We start from the raw sequence: 22280 nt of genomic DNA on the forward strand, positions 1-22280 counted from the left end.
GTCTCTCCTATCTATACATATATTTATTGGCTGCAATCATAGAACGAAGAATACCTTCTTTGTGTTCTTTTGTACAAGGGGAAGAACGGTTTATCTTCAATATATTTTTCCTGTTGGAAAAAGAGATATTAACTAAGTCTGAAAAGTTTTTTATTCGACAACCACCCCCACAAAGATATTTTAAAGAGCAACTATTACACGGTATTAAATTGTTTATATCAGACTGTATTCGTGCCTGTTCAGACCTTAACATGATTGATGGAAAATCATGTTCCCTTATATTCCCTTGTTTTTTACATTTTGATATTAGATTACAGAAATAAACATCTCCGTTAGAAGCAATTGTAACTCCGCCATAACCACAGTTGTTAAAAACAGTATTACACCGATGGTCTAAAGCAAATCCTTGACTACTCGACTCAGGGGATATTTGCGCCTTGATTCTTTTTATGGCATTTCGATAAAGATCGTTTTCCTCTTCAGAGGGAGAAATATTACGACCATCTAATAATTCTGTATTAAACTTTACAAAAAATTTTTCATCCTTATATTTATTAATAAGGTGTTTTGCAAATAAACAATATCTTTCTTCGTTGGAGATCAATGTATTTAATAGAGGTGTAATTGCAATGGTAGTACGTATTTTTTCGGTCACAAGATTGTCAATAGACTCTAAGACAATTGGAAAGCAGTTGCTGTTGCGTACAACCTGATAGCTCTCAGCGTCATATCCATCTAAACTTATTTGTACTTCATCTACATATTTCTTTATCTCCTTAGCAAATGCAGTGTTGCATAGCAGTCCATTTGTTAGAAGACAAACTGTGAAGCCGTATTCTTTAGCAACCTTTATAATCTCAAAAAAGTCATCTCTTAGGGTAGCTTCACCACCAGTAAACGTTACAACCTTACCTCCCATTTTATTAAAGTTGTATAGAAGAGATGCTATTTCTTTGGTTGACAGCTCATTATCTGGTTTTTTCCCGGCATTCATATAACAATGGTTACAGTTTTGATTACAACTATTGGTTAAATAAAGATACATCCCATTTGTTTGTGGATAATTGATTTGCAGATCATCGAAATGTTTAGCAGAAATCTCTGTTAAAACTTTGACAAAGTCTTTTTGATTATTTTTACCAAAATTGTTGAAACATTGTTCGACAGTGTGAGTCATAAGGAATTTGAAAATATCAACTTGGCAAATATTATCTAGTAGTAGCCAGTTTGCTGTGTCTCTTGATATAACAATATATTTATTATCTATATATTCAAAATCAATTATATCTGAAAAAACAAACTTCTTTTGAGGGTCTATAGTCAATGTGGGCATGCTTATAACTCCTTATAAAATAAGGTATCATAGCGATAATAGCTATGATACCTTGCTGATTAGTTGAGTTAGTTTTCGTTGACGCTACAATTTTTAAAACAATACATAGTACTTACACGGGCGTCATCAGTAATTTCCTCAACTTCATACTGAATAACAATTTCTTTCATAGAAGATAGCTCCTTCCTCTTAAATAAGACTGTTGATTTGGTCTAAGAAATTTGCTCCGTTTATTATATTCAACTTTATTTACAGGAATCCTCCTTTTTATATTTTCTTTTTGTGTGAATTGCAAGAGCAAGTTGAACAGCAAGTTAGTTAAGAAAAATTTTGGCTCTACTCTGAAACTAGTGGAAACGTTATTTTTAGAACGGAACAGGCGTAGCCAAATCCAACTTTCCTGCAACTAAATAGATCATCGCTGAATAGCCTTCGAAGGTCTGAAAACCTCTTGCTTTGTGTTCCGCTGCTTGAATCATCGAGTTGATCCCTTCGCAGATCACGTTTGTCAGGCGTGTGTTGAAAAAATTCAGTATCTCCGCCCCGTGATGTCTTAGTGTCAAGGCTGCATCCTTCATTGGCTGCAGGCGGCTGTGCCTCATCTATGAGCACAGCTTGTTCAGCTGCACCTGCGCCTCATTCATAGAGGTCGAGGCATAGAAATCATCCAGAGCTTGGATGATCCGAAAGACACGCCCCGTCTTTTTATACTGCTTGGAAAGGTCTGTCACCTTTATCCGTTGCTTGTCTGTCATGTGCCCTTTCGGCACCATGAACAGTCTGCGGTGTGCAAACAGTTCCTTTTTCCTGGCGGATTCGTTCTGCTCGTCCTTACGTACCTTATCCAAGGCTTTGAGCAGTACCTGCTTGACGTAAAATTTGTCGATGGCCTGCCTGGCATTCGGGAATACCTCCCTGACGGCGGATAGGTAGCTTGCCGACATATCACTAGTGACAGAGTTGACGTTCCTCGTACTGCCACGCTTCGCCTCCTGTTTTTCGCCCACATTTTTGACAGCCGCTTTGTCACGCTCTGGTTCGACATCAAAGGCACGGTGCTTGTCTGTGTCGATGGCAACAGTGACGTATCTGTGCCCGCGCCGAAAGGATGTCTCGTCAATGGCGCTGGAAGAAACATCGGAAAGATCCCCATGCGGTTTACCGCATCGTGCACCCAATACATGAGGATACCTGCGAGCGACTTCTCGTCGCAGCGAAGCAGACGGGCGGCTCTAGCACGAGGCACATCCTGCAGAAGGAGCATGGCATAGCCCTCAAACAGAAGGGTGAAGCGACTGTTCTTGCGCTCGAACGGTGCGTTGACCTGAACGGCACCGCATTTGTCACAGAGAACACGGGGGCGTCTGCAGTGGACATAGCAGGGATAAAACAGGCAGTCCGCATGACGCAAGATTCGTTCCTTCGGCTCGTAACCGTATCATTTGGTCGGCGCACCACAGACAGGACAGCACAGCGCGGCCGCTTTGTCCACGCCTACATGTATATGGATTGCCGGCTCTTCCTCATAAAATTTTGCTCCTATGATATACCACGGCTCTTCCAGTCGCAGTGATCCTGCAAGCATCTTGTCAAAGCTCTCGACCATATTTCATCACCCTTGGTGATTATACCATTTCCACTAGTTTTGGAGTAGAGCCATTTTATTTGCTCTTTGCGTCGGCAAATCTCGTTATGTGTTTGAGGGCGGGAAGGCAGAGGGCGTTTTGTATGACGATTGGATAAGTGCGCCCATTTCCCCGAAATTCCCGTTCAAATGGAGGATTCGGGGAAGGAAAGAGCTATGGGCATGATTTTCTACTTTTTGCATGGGAAACTGTAGAATTGATGCCTGTGGATAACGTAAGCATTATTATCCGTGTTTTATCAGTGCTTCCCTAAAATCCTTGCGAAGAAGTTGTCAACTTTATTTATACAACATCATTCAGTAGAAGAAGTTGTGTGGGCAAGAGGATGGAACCCCTGTTGTCGTCATTAAGCAGGGACAATATGAAGAGCCGATAGATAGTTGATTTTGGGCTACCGATGTTCGATTGCGTCGCAGTTGTTCGGATGCGTCCTGCTGTGGTATAATCGAGCCGTAAGCACACCGTAGATCTGACGAAAAGTTGAAGCAAGTGCTATTTTTATAGAATGGCAGGGGGATACCATGAATTACCGTACAATCAATTTTCCCGAAAATAGCTTATTTCTTGTCACGGGCGGCGCTGGATTCATAGGCTCGAATCTGGCAGAGGCAATCCTTTCGATGGGGCACAGGGTGCGCGTGCTGGATAATCTGCTGACGGGATATGAGAAGAATATCGCAGGATTTCGTGACAACCCGAAGTTTGAATTTATCCAGGGGGATATTCGCGATGCCGCGACGTGCAATCGTGCGTGTGAGGGCGTTGACTATGTGCTGCATCAGGCTGCAGAGGTGAGTGTTCCGGAGAGCATCGAGCAGCCGGTCAGCTATACGATGACGAATATCATCGGCACGGTGAATGTGATGGAGGCGGCGGCGAAGCATGGCGTAAAGAAGATGACCTATGCCTCAAGCGCAGCCGTCTACGGCGACGATGAGACGATGCCAAAGCGGGAGGAGATCGTCGGACGGCGGCTCTCAACGTATGCGGTGACGAAATTTGTCGATGAGGAGTATGCGTATCAGTATACGCTGAATTATGGCCTCGACTGCTATGGGATGCGGTACTTCAATGTCTATGGGCGGCGGCAGGATCCGAACGGGGCATATGCGGCGGTGATTCCGAAGTTCATCGAGTGTCTGCTCCGCGATGAGCCGCCGACGATCAACGGCGATGGTGAGCAGTCGCGCGACTTCGTCTATGTGGAGGATGTCGTGCAGGCAAATCTCCTCGCGTGCGTCGCGCCGCATGAGGCGGCGGGCGAGGCGTACAATGTTGCTGCGGGAAAACGGTCGAGCCTCAATGAAATGTATGCCGTACTCAGGAAACTCTTTGGCAAAGATCTGAAGCCTGTCTTTGGACTCGAGCGCAAGGGGGACATCCGGCACAGCGGTGCGGATATTTCGAAGATAAAAAAGAACCTCGGCTATGCACCGAAGTATGATTTCTCACGGGGCATTACCGAGGCGATCCAGTGGTATAAAGAGAATCTGTAGGAATGAAAAGGGCAGTATCGTGTTCCGTGATGGTGGGGAATACGACACTGCCTTTTTGCATTCGCATATCTGCATGGAGGAGGTAAAACGTTTCGTGGAGAGAATATATACCGTGAGAACTAAGGAATCGCTGATAAAATGAAGTCCGTCAGATTGACGTAGATTTTTTCGTCCGAACAAAGAGGCAAACCGGACGCATAGCAGGGCTATGTGGAGGATCGCGGGCACAGTGCGGGCAAAAAAGATGCGTCAAGATGGCGTGGCTGAATTTATCAGTGCTTCCCTAATTACATGGAGTGATAAGGTATGTATGGATTAAATAGTGAACAATGGAAGCAGATCTATCATATCTTAGATGAGCATCGTGACGATATTCGGTGGGTCAAACTTTTTGGATCACGAGCCAGAGGGGATTATCGTGAGACATCTGATGTTGATTTGGCTATTGGGTGTGAGCGTGATCTGAGAGGTGTGTTGAAAGGGGCCTTTGAACAGAGTAGGCTGCCCTATACATTCGATATTGTTCTTTATGACGATCTGGCACATGGAAAATTACGAGATCGAATTGATGCAGAGGGCAGGCTCCTTTTTTGCATTGACAAGGGGAAACGTGTTATGACAGTGGAGCGGATTCATCTGAAATGGGAAAACTATCACCGTGCATTGGGGCGGCTGCAAACTGCGCTTGAAAAAGATGCGGATACGGATGATATGTATTTGGATGCTACGATTCAGCGCTTTGAGTTTTGTTTTGAGCTCGCTTGGAAGCTGATGAAAGTAGTTCTGGAATATGAAGGCAGCGAGGTCAACAGTCCACGCAGTACGATTCGTGAAGCGTGGAAGCAGGGACTCATTGCGGATGCTGAGGCGTGGCTGGATATGATGGAGAAACGAAATCTGTCCGCGCACACGTACGATGAACATAGTGCGTGGGGGATTTATCGGGTAGTCAAGGAGAGATATATTGCTCTTTTGACGGCTCTCGATGCGAAGATGCAGGAGTCCACACACCGTTCTTCGTAATGATCTCTGTGATAAACTCATCATCGGTCACATCGAAGGCGGGGTTATAGACCTTTATTCCCTCGGGCACCATGCGCTCGCTGTACCACATTTCGGCGACTTCGGAGGGGGCTGTTCGATGTGGATGTCGGCGCCGGTGGCGGGGTATGATATGTTTGGTCGAAGAAAGACGTTGTCCTATTATAGAAATGTATGGAGTCCCAAGATGACAGAAGAAGAACTTTTAGAGAAACTGGAATTCGTCCAAGAAATGAAATGTGAAACTCGGACACTGGAGCTGAAAAGTGCTGCAACTTCTTGTCCGAAACGTTTGTATGATACATTGTCCAGCTTCTCGAATCAGGATGATGGCGGTGTCATTATTTTTGGTGTTTCAGAGGAGGAAGGGTATAAAGAGGTTGGCGTATACGACCCCCATGATATACAGAAGAAGATCAATGAGCAATGCTTGCAGATGGAGCCTAAAGTTCGGCCCTTACTTACTGTTGTGATGAAAGATGGAAAGACGTTTGTATCGGCTGAGATTCCAGGGATTGATTTAGCAGAACGTCCTTGCCATTACCAGGGGAAAGGACGCCTGAAATCTTCATATATTCGTGTCGGTGACAGTGATGAGCCGATGACGGAGTACGAGATATATAGTTATGAAGCTTATCGTAAGAAGTATCAAGATGATATTCGTGTGGTTAATCGCGTAAGTTTTTCTGCTCTTAATCGAGATCTGTTGGAAAGCTATGTCAAGGAACTAAAAAGCGGGAGACCGAATTTGTCTCAAATACAGGACGATGATATTTACGAGCTCATGAGTATTCGCCGTGATGGTGAAATAACGCTTAGTGCGGCGTTGATTTTTAGCCCGTATCCGCAAGCATACTTCCCACAGCTTTGTATTACGGCTGTTGTAGTTCCAGGCGTGGAGATGGGCGATACGGGAGAATCTGGAGAGCGCTTTGTAGATAACCAGCGCATTGAAGGGAATATATCCGATTTGCTTGATGGAGCAATTCGATTTGTCAAAAAGAATATGGGGGTAAAAACGGTGATTGATCCTGATACAGGGCGTAGAGAGGATCAACCTGAATATCCTATTACGGCTGTGCGTGAAGCCGTTCTAAATGCTCTAGTGCATCGGGATTACAGTATTCACACGGAAGGTCAATTCATACAAATTCTTATGTTTTCGAATCGTATGGAGATACGTAACCCCGGAGGTCTATATGGGCGAATTCGTGTTGATCAGTTAGGAAAGGTGCAGCCAGATACTAGGAATCCAGTACTGACATCTATTTTGGAATCTTTGCATATAACGGAGAACAGGTACTCTGGAATACCCACGATACGCAGGGAGATGGCACGGGCTGATTTGCCTGAGCCAGAATTTATTGATGATCGTGGAAGCTTTCTGGTGAAACTATACAAAGGAGGAAGGCCCCCGGAAAATAAAGCACGATTTGATGAGTTTGAAAACAGCCTTATCATATTCTGTAAGACGCCTCGAACGAGGAGGGAAATTTGTGATTTCCTAGGGCTCTCATCTGTTACCTATGTCATTAAACGTCACGTAACGCCGCTTGTGAAACGAGGCTTAATCAAGCTCAGTATTCCAGAGAAGCCTACGAGTCCAAAACAGTTATACTATAGTGAATAGGCGAGAGAAAAGAATCAAGAAATGAAACTAAAACTGAAATATCATTTTAGTTTTTAGTTTTGTATTTCTCTTTTTAGTAGAAAACCGAAATATGAAACTAAAAACTGAAATGTTGTTTCGGTTACTTATTTAAGATTCTTGGAAGCATTCCATATCCCATCCTCCGTCACAATCGCCGTCACCAGCTCGTGATCGGTAACGTCGAACGCTGGGTTATACACGTTCACACCCTCGGGAGCCATGCGCTCGCTGTACCACATTTCGGTGACTTCCTCTGCGGGGCGCTGTTCGATGTGGATGTCGGCGCCGGTGGGGGGGTTCATGTCGATGGTGGAGGAAGGGGCGCAGACGTAGAAGGGGATGCCGTAATGTTTGGCGAGTATGGCGACCCCGGAGGTGCCGATTTTGTTCGCTGCATCTCCGTTGGCGGCAACGCGGTCGCAGCCGACGAAGACGGCGTCGATCCAGCCGTTTTTCATGACGGTGGCTGCCATGTTGTCGCAGATGAGGGTGACGTCCATGCCAGCCGCACTGAGTTCATACGCGGTGAGGCGCGCGCCCTGGAGTAGGGGGCGTGTCTCGTCGGCAAAGATGTGGAAGTTGTAGCTTTTTTCGTGTCCAAGGTACATGACGGCGGTGGCAGTGCCATATTTGGCGGTGGCGAGCTGGCCTGCGTTGCAGTGAGTGAGGAGTCCGTCGCCAGGCTTTACGAGGGTGAGCGCGTGCTCACCTATTTTTTTGCAGATGTCGATGTCCTCCTGTTTGATGTGGAGCGCTTCATCGCGAAGGAGCCTGCGGATCTCTTGGATGGATTTCCCCGCGTTGGCCTTGACGATGCGCTCCATACGGTTCAGTGCCCATGAGAGATTGACGGCGGTGGGGCGAGAGGAGTTCAGGTAGTCGGACGCCGCGTGAAAGTGGCACGCGAATGTGTCGTAGTCCTCGGTGTCGATTTCGAGTGCGGCGAGGTAGATGCCGATGGCAGCGGCGTCGCCGATGGCAGGTGCACCGCGCACCTGCAGTTCACGGATGGCCGTCCAGATTTCGCCCTGTGTTTTGAGATGGAGGTATTCGGCGCAGTTCGGGAGTTTTGTTTGGTCGATGATGACGAGGGCGCGTTCGCTGTCGTCGAGGGCGACGGTTTCCATATCGAGGATGTTGGTGCTCATTGTATGCCTCCTAAACTGTCGGATACTTCCATTGGGCGAGTTCGTCCGCCGGGATGGTCTCCGGCTCGTGCCCGAGGACGGTGAGGGTGCGGTAGTAGATGTCGGCGAGTTCTTCGACGTAGTTTGCACGCAGGAGAGCTTCCTTGAGATCGGCGGCAACGGCGACGACACCATGTGCCTGCATGAGGGCAACGTCTGCGATGGAGAGGGGGGCGAGGACGTTCTCTGCCGCGGCCTTCGTTCCCGGTCGCCCGTAGGGCGCGACAGGCACGTAACCCTTGCGGCAGCTAAGGAGGGAGAGTTCGTAGACGATGGCAGGGATGGGCTTATTCATGACGGCAAAGGCAGTTGCTGTGCGCGAGTGTGTATGTGCGACAGCGTGCACGTCGCTGCGGTTCCGATAGATGGCGCAGTGCATCATCAGTTCGCTGGTTGGACGCTTTCCGCTGCGCGCTTCGACCGTATGCCCTGCACCGTCGATGACGACGATGTCGTCTGTCTGCATCTCCATGCGGTCCACGCCTGTCGGTGTGATGCAGATATAGCCGCTTTCTGCGTCGCGGATGCTGAAATTGCCCGCGCGGTGCCGGCACAGTCCGTCGCGCTCTGCCTGCTGTGCGCAGCGGAGTACCGTTTCTTTGATCGTTTCCAACATGGCGTTCTCCTCCTTTACGTACAGTCTATATTTTAGCGAAAATTCACGGGATTTTGCAAGTATTTTCCCGCAGAAAATAGTGAAAATGAGTGCCAATCAAAGGATAAATGGTTTGACTTTTATTGGGAATGGTTTATAATATAAAACGTAATGAGCGCGCGGCAGGAAAGCCCTGCGGCGCATGTTGTATAGGGACACACAGGGGGTATTTCAATGGCAGTAAAAGTTGCTATCAATGGATTCGGTCGTATCGGTCGTCTTGCCTTCCGTCAGATGTTCGATGCGCCCGGCTATGAAGTCGTCGCAATCAACGATCTGACGAGCCCGAAGATGCTCGCCCATCTCCTGAAGTATGACTCCACGCAGGGTCGCTATAAGTATGCAGATTCCGTTGAGGCCGGTGAGGACTCCATCACGGTCAACGGCAAGAAGATCAACATCTATGCACAGGCGGATGCAACGCAGATCCCCTGGGGCAAGCATGATGTCGATGTCGTGCTCGAGTGCACGGGTTTCTACACGGCAAAGGCAAAGGCTGAGGCACATATCAAGGCCGGCGCAAAGAAGGTCGTCATCTCCGCTCCTGCGGGCAGCGATCTCCCGACGATCGTCTTCAATGTCAACCACAAGACGCTGACGAAGGCGGACAAGGTCATCTCGGCGGCATCCTGCACGACGAACTGCCTTGCACCGATGGCAAAGGCACTGAACGATCTCGCTCCGATCAAGAGCGGCATCATGACGACGATCCATGCCTATACGGGCGATCAGATGCCGCTTGACGGCCCGCAGCGCAAGGGCGACCTGCGCCGCAGCCGTGCAGCAGCAGTCAACATCGTCCCGAACTCGACGGGTGCAGCAAAGGCGATCGGCCTTGTCATCCCTGAGCTCAACGGCAAGCTCATCGGCTCGGCACAGCGCGTTCCGACCCCGACGGGCTCGACGACGCTCCTCTACGCAGTGGTCGAGGGCAAGGTCACAGTCGATCAGGTCAACGCACAGATGAAGAAGGAGTCGACGGAGTCGTTCGGCTACAACACGGACGAGATCGTCTCCAGCGACATCATCGGCACGACCTATGGCTCGATCTTCGATGCAACGCAGACGATGGTCAGCGACACGGGTGACGGCAACACGCTCGTCCAGGTCGTCTCCTGGTACGACAACGAGAACAGCTACACGAGCCAGATGGTTCGCACGATCAAGTACTTTGCTGAACTCGGCTGATAAGTAAACATTGTTTTCTTGGGAGGGCAGGATATGCTCCATGCCCTCCTACAGCATACGATCTTTCGAGGTCCGGCCGATGTTTGGGCCGGACCTCGTTTCTTTATGGAGGGGACAGCATGAACAAAAAGACAATTAAGGATATTGACGTCAAGGGCAAGAAGGTATTCGTCCGCGTGGACTACAACGTTCCATTTGATGCCGAGATGAACATCACGAACGATACGCGCATGGTGCGCACACTGCCGACGCTGAACTATCTGCTCGACGGCGGCGCGGCGCTCATCATCGCCTGCCACATCGGCCGTCCGACCGAGGCACGTGAGGATAAGTTCAGCACGAAGCACCTCGTGAAGCATCTCGCGGAGCTCCTCGGCCGCGAGGTCAAGTGGGCATCTGACTGCGTCGGCCCCGAGGCGGAAAAGCTCGCGGCGGCACTGAAGCCGGGGGAGGTGCTGCTCCTCGAGAACCTGCGCTATCACAAGGAAGAGAAGAAGAACGACCCTGCCTTCGCAAAGCAGCTCGCGTCGCTCGCCGATGTCGCTGTGGACGATGCGTTCGGTGTCGCGCATCGTGCGCATGCATCGAATGCGGGCGTGCCGAAGTACATTGAAACCGTTGCAGGCTTTCTGATGGAGAAGGAGATCAACTACATCGGCAAGACGCTTGAGACGCCGCAGCATCCGTTCGTTGCGATCATCGGCGGGGCGAAGGTCTCCGACAAGATCGGCGTCATCAGCAATATGATCGAGAAGGTCGACACGATCATTATCGGCGGCGGCATGGCACACACCTTTGATGCGGCGAAGGGGCTGCCGATCGGCGACTCCCTCTGCGAGCCGGATAAGATGGATCTCGCACGTGACCTCCTCAAGAAGGCGGAGGCAAAGGGGGTCAAGGTTGTCCTTCCGCTCGACGTTGCCGCCGCGAATATGTTCCCGCTCGCCGACGAGGCAAAGTGGAAGGCCGAGGGCAAGGTCAAGATCGTCGACGTCGACCAAGTTGAAAATGGCTGGCAGGCGCTCGACAGCGGTCCGAAGACCTCCGAGGAGTACGTTAATGCGCTGAAGGGCGCAAAGACGATCATCTGGAACGGACCGATGGGCGTCTTTGAGTGCGACGAGTTTGCAAAGGGCACACTGGCAGTGGCAAAGGCGGTTGCGGATGCGACCGAGGCCGGTGCGACGAGCATCGTCGGCGGCGGCGACTCCATCGCGGCGCTCAAGAAGACGGGGCTGACGGACAAGATCTCCCACGTCTCGACGGGCGGCGGCGCGACGCTTGAGTTCCTTGAGGGCAAGGAGATGCCGGGCATCGCGGCCATCGCAGACAAGTAAGAACATCTACGTTTGATACAGAAGGAGAAAACTATGGCACGGACTCCGATTATCGCCGGAAACTGGAAAATGAACAACACGATCGCAGCGGGTGTTTCGCTCGTCAAGGAGCTCATCCCGCTCGTTAAGGATGCAAAGGCCACGGTCGTCGCCTGCCCGACGGCAACGGCACTTGCCGCTGTCGCTGATGCGGTCAAGGGAACGAACATCCACATTGGTGCGCAGAATGTGCACTGGGAGAAGAGCGGCGCCTATACGGGCGAGATCTCGACAGATATGCTGAAGGAGATCGGCGCAGACTACGTCATCCTCGGACACAGCGAGCGCCGCGACTACTTCGGTGAGACGGATGAGGGCGTCAACAAGCGTGCCCGTGCTGCATACGCGGCAGGCATCACGCCGATCATCTGCTGCGGCGAGTCGCTTGCGGTCCGTGAGGCAGGCAAGTACATTGAGCACGTCGTTGCGCAGATCAACGCTGCGCTCGAGGGCTTTACGGCAGATGAGGCAGGCAAGCTTGTCATCGCCTACGAGCCAATCTGGGCGATCGGCACGGGCAAGACGGCGAGCTTCGAGCAGGCTGAGGAGGTCTGCAAGGCGATCCGCGAGGCTGTCGCGAAGAAGTTCAATGCGCAGGCCGCCGACGCGATCCGCATTCAGTACGGCGGCAGTGTCAAGCCGGCGACGATCAAGGATCTCATGAAGCAGCCGAATGTCGACGGTGCACTTGTCGGCGGCGCTTCGCTGAAGGCACAGGATTTCGCGGCAATCGTGAATTTCTGATGATCGTACCCTCATTTTGTATGGCGTGGATTTTCCGCTCGGCGGGAATGAAGCGCCATACGAGTTTTGAGCAAAAGCTCTTAGAAAGATGTCAATATTATGGCAAAACTAAAAAACGCACCTGTTGCGCTCATCATCATGGACGGATTCGGCGATGGCGATCCAAACGATCTGAAGTACAATGCCATTGCGATAGCAAAGACGCCTGTGCTCGATGGCCTGATGAAGGAGTTCCGTCATACGGAAATCCAGGCATCTGGTGAGTACGTCGGTCTGCCGGACGGTCAGATGGGCAACTCTGAGGTCGGCCACACGAATATCGGCGCAGGGCGCATCGTCTATCAGCAGCTTACGCGCATCACGCGTGACATCAAGAACGGTGACTTTTTCAAGAACAAGGCGCTGCTCACCATCGTGCGCGGGGTCAAGGAGCACGGTGGTGCGCTGCATGTCATGGGGCTGGTCTCCCCGGGCGGCGTGCACAGCCACGATGATCATCTTTTCGCCGTGCTCGAACTCGCTAAGCGCGAGGGACTGACCGAGGTCTGGATTCATGCCTTCCTCGACGGGCGCGACGTGCCGCCCAAGAGCGCACAGGAGTATCTCGAGGCGGTCGAGAAAAAGGCGGCAGAGATCGGCGTCGGCAAGATCGCTACGGTCAGCGGGCGTTACTACGCTATGGATCGCGACAAGCGCTGGGAGCGTGAACAGCTCGCCTATGAGGCGATTGCCCGCGCCAAGGCAAAGACGGTGGCGAAAACCGCTGTGGCAGGACTGCTCGCATCGTACGCGGATACGAGCGAGAAGCCCGAGGGCGTGACGGATGAGTTCGTCGTGCCGTTCGTGGTCGAGGGCTATCACGGCATGAAGAACGGCGACGGCGCGATTTTCTACAATTTCCGTCCCGACCGTGCACGTCAGCTGACGCATGCCTTTGTCGATGCAAAGTTCGACAGCTTTGCGCGCGACGAATCGCTGAAAATTCCCTTTGCGACGTTCTCGGAGTACGAGGCGGGGATGAACGCACTCGTGGCGTTCCCGCCCGAGGAGATCGACAACACCTTTGGCCAGTATGTGCAGGATCTCGGTTATACCCAGCTGCGCATCGCGGAGACGGAGAAGTACGCGCACGTTACATTCTTCTTCAACGGCGGCGTCGAGCAGCCGTACAAGGGCGAGGACCGCATTCTCGTGCATTCCCCGAAGGTGGCGACCTATGATCTGCAGCCTGAGATGAGCGCGATCGAGGTCACGGACAAGGTCGTCGAGGCGATCAAGTCCCGCAAGTATGACTTCATCATCCTCAACTATGCCAACTGCGACATGGTCGGACATACGGGGGTTGTCCCGGCAGTTGTCAAGGCAGTCGAGACGGTGGATACCTGCGTTGGGCGTTTCGTTGATGCCATCCGCGAGGTCGGCGGTGAGGTCTGTATTACTGCGGATCATGGAAATGCAGACAAGATGTGGGACTACGACAACAATCAGCCGTTTACGAAGCACACGACGAACCCCGTACCGTTCATCGTCGTTTCTGACCGCGTGAAGGACATCCACAAGGGCGCGCTCTGTGATATTGCACCGACTCTCCTCACACTCGCAGGTCTTGCGATTCCGAAGGAGATGACGGGCAAACCGCTCATAACGCTGAAGTAAGATCGTTTTGTTTGAAAGGACGGGTGCGTATGCACCTGTCTTTTTCGTTTGAAAGAGAGCGGGCGGAATGGTATACTAAATCTATTCATTTCATGATCGGAGGTCTTTATGCTGCGATTTTTGGTGCTTCTGCGTGCTATGCGGCGCAATATTGCCCTGCTGCTCTACGCGATGCTGCAGCGCGATACGCCGCGCGCCGTGAAGGTTCTCTTTCCGCTTTCACTGCTTTATCTCATCAGCCCGATTGATATTATCCCGGATACGATTCCTCTATTCGGTGCGGTGGATGATATGGTGATTCTCCCTGCGGCGACGTCGCTGCTGATCCGCATGCTGCCCGCGCATACGCGCATGGAGGGTGAACGCCGTGTGGAGCGCTACGGCACGTGGCTGCTTGTAGGGGCCTCTGTGCTCATGCTCCTGTGGATTGTCATCTTTGTTTGGGCACTCGTGAAGGTGCTTTCGTGAGGCTCTATATTGCGGAGAAGCCGAGCGTCGGCCGCGCGCTTGCCGCATGTCTTCCTGCGCCGCACCGCAAAGGCTCCGGATGGATTGAGACGGGCGGCGGCGTGGTGACGTGGCTCTTTGGTCACGTGCTGCGTCAGGCTGAGCCCGAGGAGTATAACCCCGCGCTGAAACGCTGGCGCACGGAGGATCTGCCGATCCTGCCGAAGGAGTGGCATCTCGTTGTCAATGAGAGCGCGGCGCAGCAGTTCGCGGTGGTGAAAGGGCTGATCGCGCGTGCCGATGAGATCGTGCATGCCGGCGACCCTGATCGAGAGGGCCAGCTCTTGGTGGATGAGGTGCTGGACTTCCTCGGCAATACAAAGCCCGTGCGCCGTATTCTCATCAATGCACTTGACGATAAGAGCATTCACGATGCGCTGAATGATCTGCACGACAACGAGGATTTCCTTCCGCTGAAGCTCTCGGCACTCGCACGGGCGCGTGCGGACTGGCTCATCGGGATGAATCTCTCACGCGCCTATACGCTCGCGGCGCGGCGGGCGGGGCATGCGCGGCTCGTCCTGCCCATCGGGAGGGTCAAGACGCCAACGCTGGCACTCGTGGTGCGGCGGGAGCGCGAGATCGAGCACTTTACGCCCGCGACCTACTATCTTGTCGATGCACTGTTCCGCACAGAGGCAGGGGAGCCCTTTCGTGCGCGGTGGAAACCGTCGGAGGAGCGCACGCCGCTCGATCCTGAGGGGCGCCTCGTGGATCGGGCAGCAGCAGATGCTGCTGCGGCGTCATTCGGCGAGCCGCCCGCAGACGGCGTGGTGACAAAGTATGAGCGCAAGAAAAAGGAGGAGCCGCCGCCGCTGCCCTTTTCGCTCTCGGCACTGCAGGTGCTCGCAGGCAAACGCTACGGCTATGAACCGCAGCAGGTGCTCGATACGGCACAGAAGCTGTACGAGGAAAAACTGACCAGCTATCCGCGCTCGGATGCAGAGTATCTGCCCGTGAGTCAGCACAAGGATGCGGCAAAGATTCTCGGCAATCTCGCCGCCCTCTCGGATACGCCGCTTGCGGGGTGGGCACAGGCGGCAGATCCTGCAAAGAAGTCGCGTGCGTGGAACGACGCAAAGATTTCGGCACATCATGCGATCATCCCGACAACCGTGCCCGTGCACCTCGCGCGGCTCACGGCGGTGGAGCGCAATATCTACGAGCTGATCGCGCGTGCCTACATTGCGCAGTTCTGTCCGAACTATGTCTACGATCAGACGAAGGCAGAAGTGACGCATCACGGTGAGACGTTCACGGCGCGCGGACGTACGGAACGCACGGCGGGATGGCGCACGATGTACCGTGCGGGGAAGAATGAGTCCGAGGATGCGGAGAAGGAGGACGAGGAGAGTACGGTACTCCCGCCGATGAAAAAGGGCGACGCGGCGGCGTTCGTCTCGGCAGAGACGAAGGAGCGGCAGACAAAGCCGCCCGCACGGTTTACGCCCGCGACGCTCCTCCAGGGGATGAAGGAGATTCACAAGTACGTCAAGGACGAGGCGGCGAAAAAGATGCTGCGCGATGTGTCCGGCATTGGGACGGAGGCGACGCGTGCGAGCATCATCGAGGATCTCATCCGCCGTAAATTCCTCCATGCTGCGGGAAAGAAGAAGGTGCTGACGCCGACGGCGGAGGCATATCTCCTTATCGATGCACTGCCCGATACGATGACGTATCCCGATGCGACGGCGATCTGGGAGGATCAGCTGCACGCGATGGCGGACGGCGTGGGGATGCCCGAGGAATTCCTCGCGGGGCAGGCGGCATTCGCACGTGATCTCTGCGAAGCGGCACGGACGGCGCAGATCACGGGAGGCGAGGGGATACCATGTCCTGCCTGCGGGCGCGGCGTCATGCTGAAACGCAAGGGAAAGCACGGCGATTTCTGGGGCTGCTCGGCGTTCCCGCAGTGCCGCATGACGGCGGATGATGCGGGCGGCAAGCCGAACTTTGCGGGACGGCGTGTGCCGCGCGGTTCTGCGGACGGGATGGGGGCACATCCCCCTGCCGCCGCGATGACGGCGCGCCGCAGCTACACACCGACGGCAGATGAGCAGGCGGAGATGGATGCGCTGTTTTTTGACCAGTAAGGTGAGCCTCCTGTATCGTCCATGGCGCCCCACCACCGCAAAGATCCCCCTCCAAGGCATTGGGGAACGAGGACTGCCGTGCGAATGCGCGGCGCGATGGAGGCGTTTGAAGGATACGTCTGCTGAAGCTTAGGAGGATACGATGGACTTTACATCACTTGGCGTGCCCGAGCCGCTCGCGGCGGCACTGGCTGCGCGCGGCATCACGGAGCCGACGGAGATCCAGCGGGAGATGATTCCTGCCGCGTGCACAGGCGAGAACCTGATCGGCGAGGCTCCGACGGGGACGGGCAAGACGCTCGCCTACCTCCTGCCCGCACTCATGCGCATTGACCCCGCCGTGCGCGCGGCACAGGTACTCGTTCTCGCACCGACGCATGAGCTTGCGATGCAGATCGCGGGCGCCGCGCGGGATCTTATTCAGGCGGCAGGGCTCTCTGTCGGCGTGCAGGCCCTCATCGGCGGGGCGAATGTACAGCGGCAGATCGACGCGCTGAAGAAAAAGCCGGCGCTCATCGTCGGCTCTGCGCCGCGCATCGTGGAGCTGCACCGCCTCCGCAAACTGAAACTGCAGGAGGTGCGCCTCTGTGTGCTCGATGAGTTCGACCGCCTCCTCGACAAGCAGCACAGTGCGGAGGTGCGTGCCGTCCTGCACCTCCTGCCCCGTGAGCGGCAGATGCTCCTCCTCTCGGCGACAGCGGCTGCGGCGGCTGTGCATGCGGCAGAGGAACTCTGCGCACTGCGCATCATCCGTGCGGCAGTGCAGGAGACGACGTGTGAAAACTACTATCATATTGTGCCGTTTCGTGATAAAATAAAGGCTGTGCAGAAATTGACGCGCCGCCTGCCGATTCGGCGGGGCCTGGTCTTTGTCGGGCGCAGCTTTGACGCAGAAAAAGCGGCAGAGAAGCTGCAGTACGAAGGCATTCGTGTTGCCGCCCTGCTCGGCGGCGAGCGGCGCGATCAGCGGCGCGCCGCTCTCAATGCAATCCGCACGGGGCGTGTACAGCTTCTCATCTCCACCGATCTTGCTGCGCGCGGCCTGGATATCGAGGATGTGGACTATATCGTTCAGGTCGATTTGCCCGAGGACGTGCGCACCTATCGTCACCGTGCAGGACGGACGGCACGCGCGGGCAAGGAGGGCACAGTCATCTCGCTTGTCGATGCGAAGGAAGTGGAGCGGCTGAAAGCCCTCGCTGTCCGCATGAAACTTGATTTGAAAAAGATCAATTGATGTTCCTTCCCAAAGGAGGCCTTGATTCGTGGACATATTGCCCACACTACTCGATTTACTGCTCGTTGTCTTTCTGATTTTCATGAATGGGTTCTTCGTCGCGGCAGAGTTCTGCTGTGTCAAAATCCGTCCGTCACGTCTGGAGACCCTGATCGCCGAGGGTGTCAGCCGTGCAAAGTACGCGAAGCAGCTGACCGATCATCTCGATTCCTCGCTGTCTGTGACACAGCTTGGCATCACGCTTGCTTCACTTGGCCTCGGCTGGGTGGGCGAGCCGGCGATTGCCGTACTGATTCTGCCCGCGACGCAGCACATGGGGCTGCCGGATGAGGTCGGGCACACGGTCGCGCTCGCGATCGCCTTTACCCTCATCACCTCGCTCCACATCGTGCTCGGCGAGCTGACACCGAAGTCGATGGCGATTGCCAACGTGGAGCGCATCCTCCTCGCGATTTCCTTTCCCATGGTACTTTTTGGCCGCGTGATGCGCCCCTTTGTCTGGGTGCTCAACACGGTGGCCAATCATATCAGCCGCAAGCTCGGCTACGAGGCCAAAGGCGAAAACGAGGATGCCCATACGGAGGAGGAGATTCGCCTCCTGATGAAGGAGAGTTATCGTCAGGGGCTCATCAACAGCACGGAGGCGGACTTTGTTGACAAGGTGTTCTCCTTTACGGAACTGAATGCACGTGAAATCATGGTGCCGCGCACGGATATGATCTGTCTCTATCTGGATGACTCGCCCGCGGAGCGCATCAAGACCATCATCGAGGAGCAGCAGACGCGCTATCCGGTCTGCTATGAGGATAAAGATCATATCATCGGCTTTATCCACGTGAAAGATCTCCTGCCGCCGCTCATGCGCGGGGAGCGGCTGAATCTGCGCCGCTACATCCGCAAGGCACTCATCGTACCCGAGAGCATGGACGGCAGTATCCTCCTGCGCACGATGCAGGAGCAGGGCTCGCAGCTGGCTATCGTCGTCGATGAGTACGGCGGAACGGCGGGCATGGTGACCGTCGAGGACATCATCGAGCAGATCGTCGGCGACATCCGCGACGAGTTCGACGTCGAGCGCGAAAGCGTCGAGTGGCGCGGGCTCGATATCTGCTCCATCGACGCAAAGCTGCTGCTCGAGGAGGTCGACGATCTCCTCGGCGTCTGCATCGTGGATGAGGATGTGGACAGTATCGGCGGCTGGCTCTATGACCAGCTCGGCGAGGCACCGCGCGTCGGGCAGATGGCGGCGCATGCGGGCGCACTCCTCTATGTGGAGGAGGTAGACGGCATCCGCATCACGCGCGTACTCGTTCGCCTTTCCCATACGATGCTTGTGGTGCAGGAGCTGCCGGCCGCACATGGAGGAAAATGACAGTGGCGTTTGACCGTGCACAGTATGATGCGATTGTCAATGCCTTTACGATTGACGCAGAGGAACTGCGTGAAGTGGCGGCAGATTTTCGGCAGGATATGCGGCTCGGGCTCATGGGCTCCCCTGACTCCTCCCTGCGGATGCTGCCGTCCTATCTTGGACTGCCGACAGGAGAGGAGCGCGGCGACTATCTCGCACTGGACTTCGGCGGGACCAATGTGCGCGTTGTGCTCTACCGTCTCCTGGGAAATGGGAAGTACGATGTCCTTTCCCAGACGGCAAAACCCCTGAAGGTGGACGGCATCTATGACTTCATCGGTCCAGAGGCGACGGGGAAGGAGATGTTCGATTTCATCGCGGCACTCGTTGATGAGACGGTCGGCGGCGATCACGAGACGCCGTATTTGCTTGGGCATACCTTCTCCTTTCCGTCGCGGCAGACGAACATCAACGATGCACGCCTCGTCATCTGGACAAGGGGGTTCGCGGCGCGCGGCGTGGAGGGCGAGGCGGTCAACGATCTTCTGTGGGAGGCACTCGTGCGGCAGGGGCTGACGAACGTCACGCCGATCGCCGTCGTCAACGATGCTGTCGCTGTTCTGCTCGCCGCTGCCTACGTAAAGTGTGATACCGCCATCGGCGCAGTCTATGCGGCGGGGTATAACACGTGCTATTTGGAACCATATACAGGGACGGCACAGCCGCCGATGATCCTCAATATGGAGTCGGGAGGCTTCCGCAAGCTTGTGCCGAACCGCTTTGACGCAGCACTTGATGCGGCATCGGAAAAGCCCGGCGAGCAGCGCCTTGAGAAGATGGCTGCCGGACGCTGCATGGGCGTGCTTTTTGCCATGGCTCTCGCGGAGCTCTTGGGCGAGGAGGGATGCACGTATGGCTTTACCAGCATCGACCTCAGTCGGATGCTGGCAGATACGGGCGGGGAGACTGCCGCTGCCCTTGTTCGTACGCGGACGGGAGTGGAGCTCTCCGTGCAGGATGCCGTATGCGTGCGTGACCTTGCACATGCCGTCGTTGCCCGTTCTGTGCGGCTCATCGCAGCGACATTCGTCGGAACGCTGTGGCAGATCACGGGAAGCGGAGAAATGCGTCCGCAGCACATTGCCGTGGATGGCTCGATATATGAGAAGATGCCGCTCGTGCAGCAGAACATGATGCGCGCCTTCTCCGAGCTTCTCGGTGAGGACGCAGCAAAGGCAGACACCTTCCTCTCGTGCGGCGGCTCGGGACTCGGTGCGGCACTCGCAGCGGCAATGGCGGCACGCGGATAGGAAAGCCTTTCACTATTTTTGTGTAGCAGAAGTAAAAATTTCTTCTTGCGTATTTTTTCGAGATGTGATAAGATTGAGATAATTAAAGAAGGAGAAAGCCTTCATACAACAAAATAGCGGACTACTGAAGTATGTAGATGAATTCGGTATTATGAGATATGACGAGAGTCTGTCTCCTAATACCGTTTTTTATTTGTAGGATAGCGCTTTATGATATGAAAGGAGGGGACGAGATGAAGGTTACGCTTACGGTGGAGAATGCTTCCGGTCTTCACGCACGCCCAGCAGCGATGATTGCAGAAGAGGCGGGACAGTTTCAAGCAGATGTGAAACTTCATGCGAATGGAAGAACGGCGGCTGCTACGGATGTCTTGCAGATCATGGGGCTTGGCATTACCTGTGGAACTGAGGTCACGGTAGAGGCATCTGGTGAAGAAGAGACAGCAGCGGTTTACACATTGGCCGGAATGCTGGCAGCAAAGAAGATTTATCGGTGAGGGCCGATCAGTTAAGCAAGATATTCTGATTGTGAGGTGACCATCATGGAATTTTTGAATGAAATCTTAGCATTGGGACCAACGGTCATGATGCCCGTGATTTTCTTTATCTTGGGTATTTGTTTCCGATTGTCCGTGGGCAGAGCTTTTGAAGCGGGAATGCTGGTCGGCGTTGGATTTACCGGGATTAACCTGATTGTATCCATGCTTCTAAATAGTCTGGGGCCTGCATCGGAGGATATGGTTGAGCGCTTTGGTGCGAGCCTGACGGTTATTGATGCCGGTTGGGCAACAAGCGCCGCAATCGGATGGTCGTCCCCCCTCATCCCACTGGTTGTGCCGGGGGCAATCATTTTGAATATTGTGCTGTTGGCGTTAAAGCGAACGCAGATCTTGAATATCGATATATTCAATTACTGGCTAATCCTCCTGCCGGGCTCGATGGTTTACTATGAGACGGGGAGTCTGATGCTCGGCACAGCCGCGGCACTTATCCTGTATTTGATCGCGTTTATCATTGGAGATAAAACAGCGCCGGCGATTCAGAAGATGTACAACATCAAAGGGGTCGCGTTTGTTCATGCCACATGCGGTGTCTATGTCCCGATCGGTATAGCGGTTAATGCCATTATTGAACGGATTCCGGGACTCAACAGGATCAACCTCAGTCCAGAGGGAGTCATACAGAAACTTGGCGTCCTTGGAAAACCGATTACACTCGCAACCATTCTTGGTGCAGGAATGGGCATCCTTGCCGGTTGGGGCGTTGGTCAATGTGCCTTCCTGGCGGTTCAAGTGGCTGCCGTTATGATCCTGCTGCCGAAGATGGTGGAGATCACCGTCGAGGGAGTTATGATTGTTCGCGATCAGGCAGAGACGGTACTCAAGAGAATTTTTCCGGGACGGGAGTTCAATATCGGCATGGATACCGCTCTTCTGATCGGAGAGCCGTGCATTATTGCGACAGGCCTCCTTCTTATTCCTGCCACGCTTTTCATCTCGATCATTTTGCCGGGGAACCGCATGCTTCCGTTTGTCGACCTCGCGTCGATCGTGTTTGTCATTTCTATGGTTGCGCCATTCTGTAAGCGCAATATGTTCCGTATCTTTATTACAGGGCTTTTTATCGTGACCATTGCACTTTATGCGGGCAGTAATCTGTCGGGCATTTACGGCGTAGCAGCCGATCAGGCGAATGTGCGCCTGCCGAGCAATGTAACCTCGACGGAACTGGGGAATTTGGTGTCGGCATATAATACACCTGTTGGCTGGGCGCTGGTTAAAGTGGGTGAACTGATCGGAAAGTAAAAGG

17 protein-coding genes and 2 pseudogenes are annotated in these 22280 nt (G+C 53.8%); 14 read left to right on the forward strand and 5 right to left on the reverse strand.

All coding sequences use genetic code 11. The features are described from left to right. Nucleotides 1–7 precede the first annotated feature (7 nt). Together HMPREF9166_RS12250 and HMPREF9166_RS12360 are read right to left on the reverse strand one after the other, a co-directional pair. Nucleotides 8–1333 (reverse strand): radical SAM/SPASM domain-containing protein, encoded by a 1326-nt coding sequence (locus tag HMPREF9166_RS12250; protein WP_009754072.1) that lies wholly within the window; start codon nucleotides 1331–1333, stop codon nucleotides 8–10. Between the two features lie 365 nt (nucleotides 1334–1698). Beyond that, nucleotides 1699–2511: pseudogene (locus HMPREF9166_RS12360) on the reverse strand (ISL3 family transposase). Between the two features lie 989 nt (nucleotides 2512–3500). Between HMPREF9166_RS12360 and HMPREF9166_RS10925 the strand changes: the two are divergent. Continuing rightward, on the forward strand, nucleotides 3501–4475 hold the full coding sequence (locus tag HMPREF9166_RS10925) for an SDR family oxidoreductase (RefSeq protein WP_009754076.1): 975 nt from the start codon (nucleotides 3501–3503) through the stop codon (nucleotides 4473–4475). Nucleotides 4476–4781: 306 nt separating this feature from the next. Continuing rightward, complete coding sequence (locus HMPREF9166_RS10930) at nucleotides 4782–5498, forward strand: HI0074 family nucleotidyltransferase substrate-binding subunit (protein ID WP_009754078.1); 717 nt, start codon at nucleotides 4782–4784, stop codon at nucleotides 5496–5498. Here HMPREF9166_RS10930 and HMPREF9166_RS12265 read toward each other — a convergent pair. Beyond that, a pseudogene (locus tag HMPREF9166_RS12265) lies at nucleotides 5425–5636 on the reverse strand (hypothetical protein); the annotation flags it as partial. The gene HMPREF9166_RS10930 and the pseudogene HMPREF9166_RS12265 sit on opposite strands and share 74 nt — an antisense overlap. 67 nt (nucleotides 5637–5703) lie before the next feature. Between HMPREF9166_RS12265 and HMPREF9166_RS10935 the strand changes: the two are divergent. Continuing rightward, on the forward strand, nucleotides 5704–7146 hold the full coding sequence (locus HMPREF9166_RS10935; RefSeq protein ID WP_039981747.1) for an ATP-binding protein: 1443 nt from the start codon (nucleotides 5704–5706) through the stop codon (nucleotides 7144–7146). Between the two features lie 125 nt (nucleotides 7147–7271). Here the strand turns inward: HMPREF9166_RS10935 and mtnA are convergent, their stop codons facing one another. Continuing rightward, a complete protein-coding gene (gene mtnA / locus HMPREF9166_RS10940) occupies nucleotides 7272–8315 on the reverse strand; it encodes an S-methyl-5-thioribose-1-phosphate isomerase (protein ID WP_009754080.1) in 1044 nt (347 codons plus the stop codon). 10 nt (nucleotides 8316–8325) lie between these two features. After that, the gene (locus HMPREF9166_RS10945; RefSeq protein ID WP_039981412.1) at nucleotides 8326–8970 is read right to left on the reverse strand and encodes a class II aldolase/adducin family protein; all 645 of its coding nucleotides are present in this window, start codon (nucleotides 8968–8970) and stop codon (nucleotides 8326–8328) included. A gap of 213 nt (nucleotides 8971–9183) precedes the next feature. Here HMPREF9166_RS10945 and gap point away from each other — a divergent pair, with 213 nt between their 5' ends. From gap to HMPREF9166_RS11000, 11 genes are all read left to right on the forward strand, one after another. After that, nucleotides 9184–10197, forward strand: a complete 1014-nt coding sequence (gene gap / locus HMPREF9166_RS10950; RefSeq protein ID WP_009754082.1) for a type I glyceraldehyde-3-phosphate dehydrogenase — start codon at nucleotides 9184–9186, stop codon at nucleotides 10195–10197. Between the two features lie 119 nt (nucleotides 10198–10316). Next, nucleotides 10317–11534 carry a phosphoglycerate kinase gene (pgk, locus tag HMPREF9166_RS10955; RefSeq protein WP_009754083.1) on the forward strand — a complete coding sequence of 406 codons (1218 nt, stop codon included), beginning with the start codon at nucleotides 10317–10319 and terminating at the stop codon, nucleotides 11532–11534. Between the two features lie 33 nt (nucleotides 11535–11567). Further along, on the forward strand, nucleotides 11568–12317 hold the full coding sequence (tpiA, locus tag HMPREF9166_RS10960) for a triose-phosphate isomerase (protein ID WP_039981415.1): 750 nt from the start codon (nucleotides 11568–11570) through the stop codon (nucleotides 12315–12317). 99 nt (nucleotides 12318–12416) lie between these two features. Then, on the forward strand, nucleotides 12417–13973 hold the full coding sequence (gene gpmI / locus HMPREF9166_RS10965) for a 2,3-bisphosphoglycerate-independent phosphoglycerate mutase (RefSeq protein WP_009754084.1): 1557 nt from the start codon (nucleotides 12417–12419) through the stop codon (nucleotides 13971–13973). A 108-nt stretch (nucleotides 13974–14081) separates the two neighbouring features. After that, entirely contained in the window at nucleotides 14082–14441 is a 360-nt protein-coding gene (locus HMPREF9166_RS10970) for a YkvA family protein (protein ID WP_006691044.1), read from the forward strand. After that, the gene (locus HMPREF9166_RS10975; RefSeq protein ID WP_009754085.1) at nucleotides 14438–16573 is read left to right on the forward strand and encodes a DNA topoisomerase III; all 2136 of its coding nucleotides are present in this window, start codon (nucleotides 14438–14440) and stop codon (nucleotides 16571–16573) included. Before HMPREF9166_RS10970 ends, HMPREF9166_RS10975 begins: the two co-directional genes overlap by 4 nt. A gap of 142 nt (nucleotides 16574–16715) precedes the next feature. Beyond that, nucleotides 16716–17810 carry a DEAD/DEAH box helicase gene (locus HMPREF9166_RS10980; RefSeq protein ID WP_009754086.1) on the forward strand — a complete coding sequence of 365 codons (1095 nt, stop codon included), beginning with the start codon at nucleotides 16716–16718 and terminating at the stop codon, nucleotides 17808–17810. A gap of 28 nt (nucleotides 17811–17838) precedes the next feature. Next, complete coding sequence (locus HMPREF9166_RS10985; protein WP_009754087.1) at nucleotides 17839–19182, forward strand: hemolysin family protein; 1344 nt, start codon at nucleotides 17839–17841, stop codon at nucleotides 19180–19182. A gap of 2 nt (nucleotides 19183–19184) precedes the next feature. Next, the gene (locus tag HMPREF9166_RS10990) at nucleotides 19185–20471 is read left to right on the forward strand and encodes a hexokinase (RefSeq protein ID WP_175279243.1); all 1287 of its coding nucleotides are present in this window, start codon (nucleotides 19185–19187) and stop codon (nucleotides 20469–20471) included. A gap of 233 nt (nucleotides 20472–20704) precedes the next feature. Continuing rightward, entirely contained in the window at nucleotides 20705–20968 is a 264-nt protein-coding gene (locus HMPREF9166_RS10995; protein WP_039981417.1) for an HPr family phosphocarrier protein, read from the forward strand. 45 nt (nucleotides 20969–21013) lie between these two features. After that, the gene (locus tag HMPREF9166_RS11000) at nucleotides 21014–22276 is read left to right on the forward strand and encodes a PTS galactitol transporter subunit IIC (protein ID WP_006691038.1); all 1263 of its coding nucleotides are present in this window, start codon (nucleotides 21014–21016) and stop codon (nucleotides 22274–22276) included. Nucleotides 22277–22280: the final 4 nt, after the last annotated feature.

This window comes from Selenomonas sp. oral taxon 149 str. 67H29BP (genome assembly GCF_000146365.1).
In the GTDB taxonomy this organism is placed as follows: Bacteria; Bacillota; Negativicutes; order Selenomonadales; family Selenomonadaceae; genus Centipeda; species Centipeda felix.